The sequence below is a fragment of the Aliidongia dinghuensis genome (genome assembly GCF_014643535.1).
Taxonomy (GTDB): Bacteria; Pseudomonadota; Alphaproteobacteria; order ATCC43930; family CGMCC-115725; genus Aliidongia; species Aliidongia dinghuensis.
In genome coordinates, this window is record NZ_BMJQ01000004.1 from 285,004 (window position 1) to 299,122 (window position 14,119).

The 14,119-nt window shown below is 68.8% G+C and carries 16 protein-coding genes; 14 read left to right on the forward strand and 2 right to left on the reverse strand.

Annotated elements, in window-relative coordinates; all coding sequences use genetic code 11:
• Positions 1-101 precede the first annotated feature (101 nt).
• The 13 genes from argS to IEY58_RS09635 all read left to right on the forward strand — a co-directional run bounded on the left by argS (position 102) and on the right by IEY58_RS09635 (position 12,116).
• Positions 102-1,856, forward strand: a complete 1,755-nt coding sequence (gene argS / locus IEY58_RS09575; RefSeq protein ID WP_189044991.1) for an arginine--tRNA ligase — start codon at positions 102-104, stop codon at positions 1,854-1,856.
• Positions 1,856-2,779: an SPOR domain-containing protein gene (locus IEY58_RS09580; RefSeq protein ID WP_189044993.1), complete on the forward strand. Its 924-nt coding sequence runs from the start codon at positions 1,856-1,858 to the stop codon at positions 2,777-2,779. Before argS ends, IEY58_RS09580 begins: the two co-directional genes overlap by 1 nt.
• Positions 2,769-3,812, forward strand: a complete 1,044-nt coding sequence (gene nagZ / locus IEY58_RS09585) for a beta-N-acetylhexosaminidase (RefSeq protein ID WP_229743611.1) — start codon at positions 2,769-2,771, stop codon at positions 3,810-3,812. The genes IEY58_RS09580 and nagZ overlap by 11 nt, the downstream gene beginning before the upstream one ends.
• Positions 3,813-3,828: 16 nt before the next feature.
• Positions 3,829-4,500 carry a site-2 protease family protein gene (locus tag IEY58_RS09590; RefSeq protein ID WP_189044995.1) on the forward strand — a complete coding sequence of 224 codons (672 nt, stop codon included), beginning with the start codon at positions 3,829-3,831 and terminating at the stop codon, positions 4,498-4,500.
• Positions 4,501-4,509: 9 nt separating this feature from the next.
• On the forward strand, positions 4,510-5,268 hold the full coding sequence (locus IEY58_RS09595; protein WP_229743612.1) for a segregation and condensation protein A: 759 nt from the start codon (positions 4,510-4,512) through the stop codon (positions 5,266-5,268).
• 68 nt (positions 5,269-5,336) lie between these two features.
• Complete coding sequence (gene scpB, locus IEY58_RS09600) at positions 5,337-5,969, forward strand: SMC-Scp complex subunit ScpB (RefSeq protein WP_189045373.1); 633 nt, start codon at positions 5,337-5,339, stop codon at positions 5,967-5,969.
• A gap of 307 nt (positions 5,970-6,276) precedes the next feature.
• The gene (gene tatB / locus IEY58_RS09605; RefSeq protein WP_189044999.1) at positions 6,277-6,771 is read left to right on the forward strand and encodes a Sec-independent protein translocase protein TatB; all 495 of its coding nucleotides are present in this window, start codon (positions 6,277-6,279) and stop codon (positions 6,769-6,771) included.
• Positions 6,768-7,565, forward strand: a complete 798-nt coding sequence (gene tatC, locus IEY58_RS09610) for a twin-arginine translocase subunit TatC (protein WP_189045001.1) — start codon at positions 6,768-6,770, stop codon at positions 7,563-7,565. The genes tatB and tatC overlap by 4 nt, the downstream gene beginning before the upstream one ends.
• Positions 7,566-7,644: 79 nt before the next feature.
• A complete protein-coding gene (serS, locus tag IEY58_RS09615) occupies positions 7,645-8,916 on the forward strand; it encodes a serine--tRNA ligase (RefSeq protein WP_189045003.1) in 1,272 nt (423 codons plus the stop codon).
• Positions 8,916-9,698, forward strand: coding sequence for a 5'/3'-nucleotidase SurE (surE, locus tag IEY58_RS09620; RefSeq protein ID WP_189045005.1), 783 nt, complete (start codon positions 8,916-8,918; stop codon positions 9,696-9,698). Before serS ends, surE begins: the two co-directional genes overlap by 1 nt.
• On the forward strand, positions 9,695-10,381 hold the full coding sequence (locus IEY58_RS09625; protein ID WP_189045007.1) for a protein-L-isoaspartate(D-aspartate) O-methyltransferase: 687 nt from the start codon (positions 9,695-9,697) through the stop codon (positions 10,379-10,381). Before surE ends, IEY58_RS09625 begins: the two co-directional genes overlap by 4 nt.
• Positions 10,378-11,790, forward strand: coding sequence for a peptidoglycan DD-metalloendopeptidase family protein (locus IEY58_RS09630; RefSeq protein WP_229743613.1), 1,413 nt, complete (start codon positions 10,378-10,380; stop codon positions 11,788-11,790). Before IEY58_RS09625 ends, IEY58_RS09630 begins: the two co-directional genes overlap by 4 nt.
• 74 nt (positions 11,791-11,864) lie before the next feature.
• Complete coding sequence (locus IEY58_RS09635) at positions 11,865-12,116, forward strand: hypothetical protein (RefSeq protein WP_189045008.1); 252 nt, start codon at positions 11,865-11,867, stop codon at positions 12,114-12,116.
• Between the two features lie 72 nt (positions 12,117-12,188).
• Here IEY58_RS09635 and IEY58_RS09640 read toward each other — a convergent pair whose 3' ends face one another.
• Both IEY58_RS09640 and IEY58_RS09645 read right to left on the reverse strand, forming a co-directional pair.
• Positions 12,189-12,419 carry a hypothetical protein gene (locus IEY58_RS09640; protein WP_189045010.1) on the reverse strand — a complete coding sequence of 77 codons (231 nt, stop codon included), beginning with the start codon at positions 12,417-12,419 and terminating at the stop codon, positions 12,189-12,191.
• 79 nt (positions 12,420-12,498) lie between these two features.
• Positions 12,499-13,371 carry an ATP-binding protein gene (locus tag IEY58_RS09645; protein ID WP_189045012.1) on the reverse strand — a complete coding sequence of 291 codons (873 nt, stop codon included), beginning with the start codon at positions 13,369-13,371 and terminating at the stop codon, positions 12,499-12,501.
• Between the two features lie 235 nt (positions 13,372-13,606).
• Here IEY58_RS09645 and yajC point away from each other — a divergent pair, with 235 nt between their 5' ends.
• Positions 13,607-14,119 carry a preprotein translocase subunit YajC gene (yajC, locus tag IEY58_RS34720; RefSeq protein ID WP_189045014.1) on the forward strand — a complete coding sequence of 171 codons (513 nt, stop codon included), beginning with the start codon at positions 13,607-13,609 and terminating at the stop codon, positions 14,117-14,119.

Genomic DNA, 14,119 nt, shown 5'->3' on the forward strand with positions numbered 1-14,119 from the left:
CGGCCGTTCTTCCCTAGGAAGGGTGCTGGTTTCGGCACGCGTCCGGCCTGGGTGATTCGGCCCGGCCGCGCTCGTGCGCCTCAGTTGGGTCCGCCGCTTCGATGAACGTCTTTTCCTATTTTCATGCCGAGATCGCGGGCGCGCTCGGCCGGCTCGCCGCCGAGGGCAAGCTGCCGGCCGGACTCGACCTCGCGAAGCTCGTGGTCGAGCCGCCGCGCGACGCCGCCCACGGCGATCTCTCGACCAATGCGGCCATGGTGCTGACCAAGCAGGTGGGCAAGCCGCCGCGCGCCATCGCCGAGCTGCTGGTGGCGGCGCTCCGCGCCCATCCCGCCGTGACGGAGGCGACGATCGCGGGGCCCGGCTTCCTCAATTGGCGGCTCAAGGATGATTTCTGGCAGGAACGCCTCAAGGACATCCTCGCCGTCGGCCCGGCCTATGGCGCCTCCGACATCGGCCGCGGCACCAAGATCAATGTCGAGTATGTCTCGGCCAACCCGACCGGCCCGATGCATGTCGGCCACGCCCGGGGCGCCGTGTTCGGCGACGCGCTCGCGAGCTTGCTGGCCAAGGCCGGCTTCGACGTCTGCCGGGAATATTACATCAACGACGCAGGCGCCCAGGTCGACGTGCTGGCCCGCTCGGCCTATCTGCGCTACCGCGAGGCGCTGGGGGAGGCGATCGGCGAGATCCCGCAGGGCCTCTATCCGGGCGAGTACCTGAAGGCGGCCGGCCAGGCGCTCGTTCAGTGTTACGGCGACAAGTGGCTGGGCAAGGACGAGTCGGAGTGGCTGGTGCCGGTCCGCGACGTCGCGATCGAAACCATGCTCGCCATGATCAAGGACGATCTCGCGAGCCTGGGCGTGCGTCACGACGTCTTCACCTCCGAGCGGGCGCTGCACGCGTCCGGCGCCATCGACAAGGCGCTGGCGACGCTAGAGGCGGCGGGGCTCATCTATGTCGGCGTGCTCGAACCGCCGAAGGGCAAGACGCCGGACGATTGGGAGCCGCGGCCGCAGACGCTGTTCGCGGCGAGCCGCTTCGGTGACGACGTCGACCGGCCGCTCAAGAAGTCCGATGGTGCCTGGACCTATTTCGCCGCCGACATCGCCTATCACCTCGATAAGTATCGGCGCGGCTTCGCCCAGCAGATCGACGTGCTGGGCGCCGACCATGGCGGCTATGTGAAGCGCATGCAGGCGGCGGTGACGGCGATCACCAACGGCGGCGGCTCGCTCGACGTCAAGATCTGCCAGCTCGTCCAGCTCCTGGATAATGGCGAGCCGGTCAAAATGTCGAAGCGCTCCGGCACGTTCGTGACACTGCGCGAGGTGGTGGAGGAGGTCGGCAAGGACATCGTCCGCTTCATGATGCTGACGCGGAAGAATGACCAGACGCTCGATTTCGATTTCGCCAAGGTGGTCGACCAGTCGCGCGACAACATGGTCTGGTACGTCCAGTACGCCCATGCCCGCGCACAGTCGGTGCTGCGCAAGGCGCGGGCGGAGGATCCGGCAGCGGACCTCGCCGACCAGGCACTGGCCGCGGCCGACCTCACGCCGCTCGTCGATCCGTCCGAACTGGCGCTCATCCGCCAGCTCGCCGGCTGGCCGCGTCTGATCGAAAGTGCCGCAGAGGCGCACGAACCGCATCGGCTGGCGTTCTATCTCTATGAGATCGCGGCCCAGTTCCACGCGCTGTGGAACAAGGGCAAGGATGATGCGAGCTTGCGCTTCGTCCTGGCTGGCGATACCCGGACGACGCTCGCGCGCCTGGCCCTGGTGCAGGCGGTGGGCTTCGTCATCGCCTCTGGCCTGGACGTGTTCGGGGTCGCCCCGGTGATGGAGTTGCGTTGATGCCGCCGCGCCTGTTTCCAGACGAGCCCGAGCCGCCGCGCCACGACGACGGCCTGTCGATCGACCCGACGGACCGGCCCTACTACGCGTCCGAAGACGAGCCCCGGCGCGGCGGCCTGATCCGCAACATCGCGGTCGTGGCCGTGATGCTCGTCTGCGCCGGTGCCATCTATTTCGCCTACAACAAGGGCAAGCAGGCCGGCAGCGCGCCGGGCGGCGCCATTCCGCTCATTCGTGCGGACCAGGACCCGACAAAGAAGAAGCCGGACGATGCCGGCGGCTCGGTGCCCGACGAGGACAAGCTCGTCTATAACCCGAACGATCCGAACGCCGCCAAGTACGAGCGCCTGTTGCCGCCGCCGGAGCAGCCGCTGCCGAGGCCCGCGGCACCGCCGGCCGCCGACGAGCCGCTGCCGGTGCAGAACGTGGCGCCGGCGGCGACGCCGCAGATGGCGCCGCCGACGGCTGCGGCTGGGCTTGCGACCGAGAGCGCCTCGCAGCAGGCGAACACGACGGGCATGATGACGGCGCCGCCCGGCGCCAAGGCCGCGCCCGGCGTGGAGATCCCGCCGGCTCCACCGCCGCAGGCGGTGCCCGCCGCGCCCGCGAAGCCCGTGCCGCTGGCACCGCAGACGGCGGCGGCTCGTCCGGCGCCGCCGGCCGCCGCTGCCTCGGGCGGCCCGTTGCGCGTCCAGATCGCCGCCACCAAGGACGAGGCGTCGGCGCGCACCGAGTTCGCCCGGCTGCAAAAGGCGCATCCCGACCTGCTGGGCAATCTTTCGGCGACCGTGGTCAAGGCGGACCTGGGCGACAAGGGCACCTTCTACCGCATCCAGGCTGGCCCTCTTGCCGACCGGGCACAGGCCGACAAGCTGTGCGGCCAGCTGAAGCCGCTCGGGATCGGGTGCATCGTTGTCCATTGAGCGGACGGGACGACATGCTGCCGCGATCTTCGGCTGCGCCGGGACGTCCCTGACGGCGGAGGAACGAGCCTTCTTCCGCGCGGTCGACCCGGCTGGCTTTATCCTGTTCAAGCGCAATTGCGAGGCGCCGGACCAAGTCCGTGCGCTCGTGGCTGACCTGCGTGCGCTCGTCGGCTGGCGGGCGCCGGTGCTGATCGACCAGGAAGGCGGCCGGGTGCAGCGGCTGCGCCCGCCCCATTGGCGCGCGGCACCGCCGGCGCGGCGCTTCGCCGAGCTCTATCGTTTGGACGCGGTCGCCGGCTTGCGCGCCGCCTGGGTCAATGCCCGGCTGATCGCGGACGAACTCGCCGACCTCGGCATCGACGTGGACTGCGCGCCGGTGCTCGACAATCCCGTGCCGGGCGCCCACGACGTGATCGGCGACCGGGCCTTGGGTGACGATGTCCGGACCATCGCGGCACTCGGCCGCGCCGTCATTGCCGGGCTTACGGCCGGCGGCGTGCTGCCGGTGATCAAGCACTTGCCCGGCCATGGCCGCGCCCAGGTCGACAGCCACCTGCATTGCCCGGTCGTCGAGGCCGACGAAGCGGCGCTCGGAGCCCACGACCTGCCGCCGTTCCGCGCCCTGGCCGACGCGCCTTTCGCCATGACCGCTCACGTGGTCTATCGCGCATGGGATACCGAGCGCGTCGCGACCTGGTCGCACCGGATCATCACCGACGTCATCCGCGGCGCCATCGGCTTCACGGGCTGTCTCCTGAGTGACGACCTCAGCATGCAGGCGCTCGACGGCGGCCTTGGCGAACGGGCGGAGCGCGCACTCGCCGCCGGCTGCGACCTTGCGCTTCATTGCAACGGCGATCTCGCCGAGATGCGGGCGGTCGCGGGCGCGGCCGGCACCCTGTCGGACATCGCGGCCGACCGCTTCACGGCAGCGCTCGACCGCCGCACTGCGCCGGACCCGATCGACCGGCTGGCCTTGATGGCGGAGCTAGACGCGCTGCTCGCGCGTCTTGCGAACGAAAGGGGCTAGGTTTTTGAATCATTTGATGCAGACGCTTCAGGGCCTGACCGTCTGGGTGCTGCCGGTACTGTTCGCGATCACCTTGCACGAGGCGGCGCACGGCTATGCGGCGCTCGTGTGCGGCGACACTACGGCGCAGCGCGCCGGCCGGCTCTCGGTCAATCCGCTACGCCATGTCGATCCGTTCGGCACCGTCATCCTGCCGGCCGTCTCCTATTTTGCCGGCGGCTTCCTATTCGGCTACGCGAAGCCGGTCCCGGTGAATTTCGGGGCGTTGAAGCGGCCCCGGCTCGACATGATCTTCGTCGCCTTCGCGGGGCCGCTGACCAACATCGTGCTGGCGTCGCTGTCGATCTTTCTGTTCGCCCGGCTGACGCCGCTGATGCCGCCCTGGGCCCAGCTGTTCGTGCTCAGGAACCTGCAGAACTCGGTCTCGATCAACCTCATCCTGGCGATCTTCAACTTGCTGCCGATCCCGCCGCTCGACGGCGGGCGTATCGTCACAGGCCTGCTGCCGGCGCGGCTCGCGTCCCGCTTTGCCAAACTCGAGGAGGTGGGTATCCTCATTCTCCTGGGGCTGCTGGTGCTGATACCGATGCTGGGCGCGCAGTTGCACATGAATTTCAACATCTTGGCGCCCGTCATCCAATATCCGCTGAACTGGCTCGGCACGCTGCTGGTCCAATTGTTCGGGTGAATGCCGCCCATGACCGCCGAAGACGCCGCATCGAATGCCGAGCTCGTCGTCGATCTCGACGGCTTCGAGGGCCCAATCGGCATGCTCCTGGTGCTGGCGCGCGAACAGAAGGTCGATCTGACGCGCATCTCGATCCTGGCCTTGGCCGAGCAGTACCTGACCTTCATCGCCGAGGCGCATCGGCTCCGGCTCGAGCTTGCGGCCGACTATCTGGTGATGGCCGCCTGGCTCGCCTATCTCAAGTCTCGCATGCTGCTGCCCGATCCGCCGCCGGAGGACGAGCCGAGCGCGGAGGAATTGGCTGAAGCGCTGCATTTCCGCCTGCTGCGTCTGGAAGCGATGCAGAAGGCCGGAAAGTCGCTGATGGAACGGCCGCAGCTCGGCCGTGACATGTTCGCGAACGGCGCGCCGGAGGGGCTCAAGACCGTGGCGCGCCCGGTCTATGCGGTCAGCCTCTATGAACTGCTCAAATCCTATGGCGACCATCGCTCGCGCGGCGAGGCGACGGTGCTGCACATCCGCGCGCCGGAATATTTCTCGGTCGACGATGCCATCCGGCGGCTCTCGCAGATGATCGGGCACAGCGTCGAGTGGCGGCAGTTGGGCCAGTTCCTGCCGCCGCAGCTGCGTACAGGCGTGCTCGGCCGCTCGGCCTTGGCCGCGACGTTTGTCGCCAGCCTGGAATTGACCAAGAGCGGCGAAATCGAACTGCGCCAGGACGAGACTTACGGGCCGATCTTCGTGCGCGGCGTGAGGCCCGGCTCATGACGGCGCCAGACGCAACTGCATCCGAGATGACTGATCGAGAATTGGCCGAGCAGGACGGCGAGGCCGAGATGCCGGAGCCGACCGATCGGGACACGGAGCGGGAACGCGCGCTGCGCCTGATCGAGGCGTTGCTGTTCGCGTCCGACCGGCCGCTCGGCGACGCCGAGCTTGCGGCCCGCCTGCCCGAGACGCTGGTGCTCGAAGAACTCATCGAGACGCTGCGCACGCACTACCGCTTCCGCGGCATCAACCTGGTGCGTGCGGCCGGCGGCTGGACCTTCCGAACCGCGCCGGACCTGGCGGGCTTGCTGGCACACGAGACCGTGCAGGCGCGCAAGCTGACGCGCGCCCAAATCGAGACGCTTGCCATCATCGCCTATCACCAGCCGGTGACGCGCGCCGAGGTCGAGGAGATTCGGGGCGTGACGCTGGCCAAGGGCACGCTCGATCTCCTGATGGAGGCGGGTTGGGTCATGCCGAAGGGCCGGCGCGAGACCCCGGGCCGGCCGGCGACGTGGGTTACGACTGAAGGATTCCTTCTGCATTTCGGCCTCGATTCGCTGCGCGACCTGCCGAACGTCGACGAGCTCCGGGCGGCCGGTCTGCTCGATGCGCGCCCGGCCTCGACGCTGGGCGAGGCGGCGCCGGAGGAGAGCGACGACGACCGCGGTTATGCTGGCGAGGAGGATGATCCGCCATGATCGCGGCCCTGCTCGCGACCCGGCTCGCGGTCATGCCGGAACAGGCGGCAGATGCGCAGCCCGCCGCGTTGCTTGGGCCAGGCCTTTCTGCCATCATCCGCGCCATTCGATGAGGGCGGTTGGAGCGGCGCGTGATCGGTATCGGTATCTGGCAAGTCGTTCTGGCGGTAGCGATTGCGGCGCTCGCGGCCTGTGGGCTCCTGAGCGAGCGCCGGCACCGCTCGCGCGACGATCGCTAGGTTCGGCATCCGCCGCCCGATCGAGCCCTCCCTTTCCTCCGCCGTGCTGAAGCGAGTACCGGACCCTCATGTTTGATTTCGCCTGGTCAGAGATAGCCGTTCTCGGCGTGATCGCGCTGGTCGTGATCGGGCCCAAGGACCTGCCGCGGGCGCTCAAGACGGCCGGGTTCATGGTCCGCCGGGCGCGCATGCTGGCGCGCGAGTTCCAGAGCAGCGTCGACGACATGATCCGCGAATCCGAGCTGCACGACATCCGCGAGCAGGCGGCGAAGGCGGCCGGCGTCGACGACCTGAAGCAGGCGGTTCAAGAAGCGATGGACGTCGGCGGCGAGATCCGCAACGTCGTGAACGAACCGCTGGGTGGGCCGGCACTCCAGCCGCCGGGCGCGCCGCAGACCCTCGAAGGCGCGACGGCCGAGAGCCCGGCGGCAGCATCTTCCCCGACAACGCCTGCTTCCACCGAACATCCAGCGCCCGAACATCCAGCGCCCGTGACCGACCATCATTCCGAGGCGGGCAAGGACGCACCGCCGGAGCTGCATAGGACCCCGCCCGCACCATGAGCGACGAGCTCGACGAAGGCCGCATGTCGCTGATCGAACATTTGATCGAACTGCGCAAGCGCCTCATCTACTCCCTGTCCGGTCTCCTGGTGTGCTGGGGCGTCTGCTACTACTTCAGCGAGGAGCTGCTCGATTTCCTGATCCGCCCGCTGGCGGCACAATTCGGTGCCGACTCCGGTCGACACCTGATCTACACGGCCTTGACCGAGGCGTTCGTCACGCGGGTCAAGGTCGCGTTCTGGGCGGCCTGCTTCCTGGCGTTTCCGCTCATCGCGACGCAGGTCTGGATGTTCGTGGCGCCGGGCCTCTACAAGAACGAGCGCAAGGCGTTCATGCCATACCTGGTGGCGACGCCGATCCTGTTCTTCATGGGCGGGGCGCTCGTCTATTACCTGATCTTCCCGACCGCCTGGCACTTCTTCCTGAGCTTCGAATCCGCCGGCAATCCCGGCAGCCTGCCGATCGAAGCCGATCCCAAGGTGAGCGAGTATCTGTCGCTCGTCTTGACGCTGATCTTCGCCTTCGGCGCTGCGTTCCAGATGCCGGTGGCCCTCACGCTCATGGCGCGGGTCGGACTCGTCAGCTCGAAGTTCCTGGTCGAGAAGCGGCGCTACGCCATCTTCATCAACTTCGTCATCGCCGCCGTGCTGACCCCACCCGACGCCATCAGCATGACCGGCCTCGCCGTGCCGCTGCTGCTGCTCTACGAGATCTCGATCTGGAGCTGCCGCATCGTCGAGCGCAACAAGGCGAAGCGCGCAGCCGAGATCGCTTCCGACCTCGCCAAGCTTTAGACGCGGCCGCCCGTCCGATGGACGGGCGGGGACCTGACGCCTATAAAGACTTCACCCTTCAGCCTGACAGTCCGCCCCCATGCATGATTTGAAAGCGATCCGCGACGCCGCAGCCGACTTCGACCGAGGGCTTGCCCGGCGCGGCCTGGCCCCGCACTCGGCGCGGATCCTGGATCTGGACGCGGCCCGGCGCGCGGCGCAGACCGAGCTGCAGGAGATCCAGACCAAGCGCAATGAACTGTCGCGCGGCATCGGTATCGCCAAGAGCAAGGGCGAGCCGGTCGAGGCGATCATGGCCGAAGTCGCCGCCATGAAGGACCGCATGGCGGTGCTCGAGGGCGACGAGCGCCGGCTGGGCGAGGAATTGGATGCCATTCTGGCCGCCTTGCCGAACCTGCCGGCGCCCGAGGTGCCGGACGGTGCCGACGAGCACGGCAATGTCGAGGTCCGACGCTGGGGCAGCCCGCGCAATTTCGCCTTTGCACCCAAGCAGCATTTCGAGCTGGGCGAGGCGCTGGGCCTCATGGACTTCAGCCGCGCGGCCAAGGTCGCCGGCGCGCGCTTCACGGTGCTGAAGGGCGCGCTCGCTCGCATGGAGCGGGCACTCGGCGCCTTCATGCTCGACACTCATACGACCGAGTTCGGCTATACCGAGGTGATCCCGCCGGCGCTCGTCAATGACGCGACCGTGTTCGGCACGGGCCAGCTGCCGAAGTTCAGCGAAGACCTGTTCCGTACGACCGACGGGCGCTGGCTGATCCCGACGGCGGAGGTGCCGCTCACCAACCTCACGGCCGACGAGATCCTGGATGAGGCGGCGTTGCCGCTGCGCTGGACGGCCTTCACGCCCTGTTTCCGCAGCGAGGCCGGCTCGGCCGGCCGCGACACGCGCGGCATGATCCGGCAGCACCAGTTCTCCAAGGTCGAACTGGTGTCGATCGCGCATCCGGACCATTCGGAGGCCGAGCACGAGCGGATGACGAGCGCGGCCGAGACGATCCTGCAGAAGCTGGGCCTGCCCTACCGGGTCATGCTGCTCTGTGCCGGCGACATGGGCTTCACTGCGCGCAAGACCTACGACCTCGAGGTCTGGCTGCCGGGCCAGCAGGCCTACCGCGAGATTTCGAGCTGCTCCAACTGCGGCGAGTTCCAGGCACGGCGCATGAAGACGCGCTTCCGTCCGGCCGAGAGCAAGGGCAACCGCAACGTCCATACCTTGAACGGCTCGGGCCTGGCGGTCGGTCGCACGCTGGTTGCGATCCTCGAGAACTACCAGCGCGAGGACGGCACAGTCGAGGTGCCGGCCCCGCTTCGGCCCTATATGGGCGGCCTGGAGAAGATCGGCCTCTGATGTCCAGCATGCCGATTGATCTCGCCAAGGCGCGCATTCTGCTGTCGAACGACGACGGCATCGACGCCCCTGGGCTCAAGGTGCTGGAGCGCATCGCGCGCGCGCTCAGCCGCGACGTCTGGATTGTGGCGCCGGAGCGCGAGCAGAGCGGCGCTGGCCACTCGCTGACGCTGCGCCAGCCGTTGCGCATCCGCAGGCTCGGGCCGAAGCGCTTCGCGGTCGACGGCACGCCGACCGACTGCGTGCTGCTCGCAGTCAACGAGATCATGAAGGACCACCGGCCGACCCTGCTGCTGTCCGGCGTCAACCACGGCGGCAACATGGGCGAGGACATAACCTATTCCGGCACGGTCGCGGCCGCGATGGAGGGCACGCTCATCGAGGTGCGCTCGATCGCCTGCAGCCTCGCCACGGTCAACGGCCAGAAGCCGATCTGGGACGCGGCCGCGGCCCATCTGCCGGAAGTGATCCGCGCGCTCGCCGCGGCCCCGTGGCCGCCGAACACGCTGGTCAACGTCAATGTGCCGAACCTGCCGCCGGACGAGATCCGCGGCGTCAAGGCGACGGCGCAGGGCCAGCGCAAGCTCGGCGGCAACATCGTTGGCGCTACGGACCCACGCGGCCGGCCCTATTACTGGATCGGGCCGAATCGCGACGAGGATGCGGAGAAGCCGGGTACCGACATCTGGGCCGTCGCGCAGGGCTATGTCGCGGTGACGCCGGCGTTTCTCGATCTTACTCACCGGGCCGCCCTGGCATCGCTCGGAGAATTGTTTCCGTGACCGGCGGCGCCCGCTCGCCCTCGTCGGCTCCTGCGGCGCGCTTGATCGAGGAGCTGCGGCGCGCCGGCATCGCGGACGAGCGGGTGCTGGCCGCGATGGCGCGCGTGCCGCGCGACCAGTTCGTGCCGGCGGCTTTCGTCGATCATGCCTGGGACAATGTCGCCCTGCCGATCGGCCATGGCCAGACGATCAGCCAGCCGCTGGTCGTGGCGCTCATGACCGCGGCGCTCGAGGTGACCGACCGGCACAAGGTGCTCGAGATCGGCACCGGCTCCGGCTATCAGACGGCGGTCCTGGCGCCCTTGTGCCGGCGCGTCTTCACCATCGAGCGGCACCAGGCGTTGCTGCACGAGGCGAACAAGCGCTTCGCGGCACTCCGGCTCGGCAATGTCACGAGCCGGTTCGGCGACGGCACCAAGGGCTGGCCGGAGCCGGCACCGTTCGACCGGATCCTGGTCACTGCTGCAGCCGCCAAGCTGCCGGTGACGCTGCAGGAGTTGCTGGCACCGGGCGGCGTGATGGTCGCCCCGGTGGGCGCCGAGAAGGGCAAGCAGATGCTCGTGCGCGTGCGCCGGACCGACGAGGGCTTCAAGACCGAGGACCTGGTCGCCGTGCGCTTCGTGCCGCTGGTCGAAGGGTTGCCGCGCAATCCGCGCCGTCCGGTGGAGGCGGCGTCGACGTGAGCGTGCGACATCTCGGTCCCGGCGTGCTGGTAATGGCACTGCTGGCCGGCTGCCATCAGTCCACCACCCCGGCGCCCATCTACAATGGCGGCTCGGGCGAGACGCGGCCGCTGGCGCCGGCGAACGCGGCTCCGGACGCGCAACCAGGCAGCGCGCAGACCGGCATCCTCGAGACGGCGGGCGGTCGCGTGACCGTGCAGCAGGGCGAGACGCTCTATGCCATCTCGCGGCGCTCGGGCGTGCCCGTCCGGTTCCTGATCGATGCGAACAACCTGCAGCCGCCCTATCGGGTCCAGTCCGGGCAGGTGCTGACCCTGCCGCGCACCCGTCAGCATATCGTTCAGCAGGGCGAGACGCTCTATTCCGTCGCCCGGCGCTATGGCGTCGAGGCCGCGAGCCTCGCCCGCATGAACCACATCGACCCGCCCTATACGATCAAGCTCGGCCAGCCGCTGCTGCTGCCGCCGACGGTTGCCGAGGCGCCGCAGGTCGCAAGCGCACTGCCGCTCACATCGGCGCCCCCGTCGGCGCCCGCATCGGCGCTGTCGCCGGTCGAGCCTGCGAGCCCACCACCGCCCGCTGGCGCCCCGGGCGGCAACGGCGTCATGACGACGGCACTATCGCCGCCCCCGTCGGCACCGTCATCCACGGCGGCCCCACCCGCGGCGACGCAACCGCCGGCTCCGGTGGCAGTGCCGGGGCCGCCGCAGGTGCTCGCACCGCCGGCTACGTCGTCCGCTGCGCCACCTGCTGCGCCGCAGAATACGGCGGCCGTGCCGGTGCCGCCGCCTTTGCCGCAACGGCCCGGCCCAGCACCAACGTCGGCGCCTGCACCGACCCCGACGCCTGCCCCGACACCAGCACCGGCGCCGGAGGCGGCCGAAGAGGCGCCGCCGCCAGCAGGCACGACCGTGTCGCCGCCCGAGCCCGAGAGCGGGGCCGCGACCCCGCCGCCTCGCGCCGCGGCACCGTCCGCCGCCGTCGCTGCCATTGTCGATGGCCATCGACCGCCGACGGCGCCGCTGTTCAGCTGGCCGGTCAGCGGCCGGATCATCTCGACCTTCGGGCCGGCGGCCGGCGGGACCCACAACGACGGCATCAACATCTCGGCACCCGAAGGCACGACCGTCGTCGCGGCCGAGGCCGGCACCATCGCCTATGCCGGTAACGAGCTGCGCGGCTTCGGCAATCTGCTGCTCATCAAGCACGACGGCGGCTGGGTCACTGCCTATGCCCACAATGAGGTGCTGCTGGTGAAGAAGGGCGACCGGGTCCGCCGCGGCCAGGCGATCGCCCGGGTCGGCAACACCGGCGGCGTCAACGGCTCGCAACTGCATTTCGAGCTCAGGAGCGGCACCAAGGCGGTCGATCCGCTCGACCATCTGCCGCAGCTGACGGCGGGCGACTGACAGGTCTCCGTTTCGAGGGCACCGTGTTGTGTCTCGACCGCGGCTTTTGCCCGGGACGGAAATGGAGATCAGAGATGGTTAAGCTTTGGCTTGCCGGCCTTGCCGGACTGCTGATGACCTCGACCGTCGCGGTCGCCCAGGATGCGCCGATCAGTTCGCCCTCGACCACACCGACGAGCATCGACCGATCCGCCTCGCAGGAAGGCGGCATGCTGACGGAGCGGACGCGGACCTATCAGACGCAACAGCCGAGCCCGGTCGTCGTGGTGCCGCCCACGACTGAGACCACCACGGTCGAGCGGACCATCACCGTCGAGCCGCAATGACGTGGGGCTCCTGAAATGAAAACGGCGCGGTTCCAGGTCGGAGCCGCGCCGTTTCTCGTTTCACCGCCAACCTCATTGCGGCGGCTCGACCGTCGTCGTGGTCGTCGAGCTCGTGCCCGCCGTCACTGGCGGTAGCGGCGTCGTCGTAACGTAGCTGGGCGTCGTGGTGGTCCGGGTCGTCTCCGTCCGGGTCACGGTCGACGTCGGCGGCGCTTCGGTGTAGCAAGCTGCCAGCCCCATCAGCACAGTCATGGCTGCGAGCGGCGCCAAGAGGCGGGCAGGGACATTCGCGTGTTTGCGCATTCTCGGTTCCTCCGAGTGGTGTCCTTGATAGCAGAACACCATTCCCAGCGGATTGGTTTCGTCCGGCTTTATTATGACTCTATTCGAGCTTGTAGCGCCGGCGGCCGGCCAGGTCCTGGATATATTGCCAGGCGACGCGACCCGACCGGCCGCCGCGGGTCACGGCCCATTCATTTGCTTCCGCGACGAGGCTCGGATCGTCGATCTCGATGCCGTAGCGCTCGACATAGCCGCGGATGATCGCAAGATAGGTCTGCTGGTCGCAGGCGTGGAAGCCCAGCCACAGGCCGAACCGGTCGCTGAGCGAGATCTTCTCCTCGACCGCCTCGCCTGGATTGACCGCGGAGGAGCGCTCGTTGTCGATCATGTCGCGCGGCATCAGGTGCCGGCGGTTCGAGGTCGCATAGAGCACGACGTTCGCCGGCCGGCCCTCGATGCCGCCGTCGAGCACGGCCTTCAGCGATTTGTAGGCGGCATCGTCATGGTCGAACGACAGATCGTCGCAGAACAGGATGAAGCGGTGCGGCTCGCCGCGCAGCTGGTCCAAGAGCCGGGGCAGCGACGGGATGTCCTCGCGATGGATCTCGACGAGCTTGAGCTTGCCCGGCGCGCCTGCCGGCATGGATGTCAGCACCTCGGCATGGATGGCCTTGACGAGCGAGCTCTTGCCCATGCCGCGCGAGCCCCAGAGCAGGGCGTTGTTGGCCGGGAACCCGGCGGCGAACTGCTCCGTATTCTCCAAGAGGATGTCGCGGACGCGCTCGACCCCGCGCAGCAGCTTGAGCTCGACCCGGCTCACGGCCGGCACCGGGACCAGGCGGTCGCTTTCGGCGTGCCAGGAGAAGGCATCGGCCCCCGCGAGATCGACGGGCGGCGCTGGTGGCGGGGCCAGACGGTCGAGCGCATCGGCGATGCGGGTCAGGAGAAGGTCGAGCGAGGCGGGCTGGGTCATCGGTCTCTCGAACTGGAACGGAAGGCGGGTGGAACGGCAGGCGCGGGCGACGCTAACATAGCTGGCGCGGCGCAGAAAACCGGGCGGGAATCGGGGCAGGGTCGCGCGCGGCGTTCCCGACCATTGCTCTTTGCCGTCCTTTCTCGTACCTATGCGCCCCTCCGGACGGCGATCCCGCCGCCGGCCCGTTCGGCTGCGTCCGAACACCGACCACGCGTTCAGGAGTCCGCCTCGCATGTTGTTCTCGACCGCCTTCGCGCAAACCGCAGCTGGTGGCGGCAGCGATTTCCAGGCTCAGCTCGTGCAGTTCGCGCCGCTGATCATGATCGCGGCCGTGTTCTATTTCCTGCTGATCCGGCCGCAGCAGCAGCGCGCGAAGCAACTGAAGACGGCGCTGGCGGCACTCCGTCGCGGCGACAAGATCGTCACCGCCGGCGGTATGATCGCGAGCGTGTCGCGCGTCATCAACGACGACGAGGTCGAGGTCGAGATCGCGGCGGGCATCAAGGTGCGGGTCGTACGCAGCACGATCACGACGATTCTCTCGAAGCCGGAGCCGGCCGGCAAGGACGCTGGCAAGGACAAGGGCGGCAAGTCGGGCGAGACCAAGGACGCGGAGGCCGAGACGGGCGAGGGCGGCGAGGGCACCGACGGGTCGGCCAAGCGGCGCCGCGGCCCGGCCAAGCCCGCCGGCAAGGCTCCGGAGACCGAGGCCGCTGACGCCAAGCCCACGGATGCGCCGAAGTAA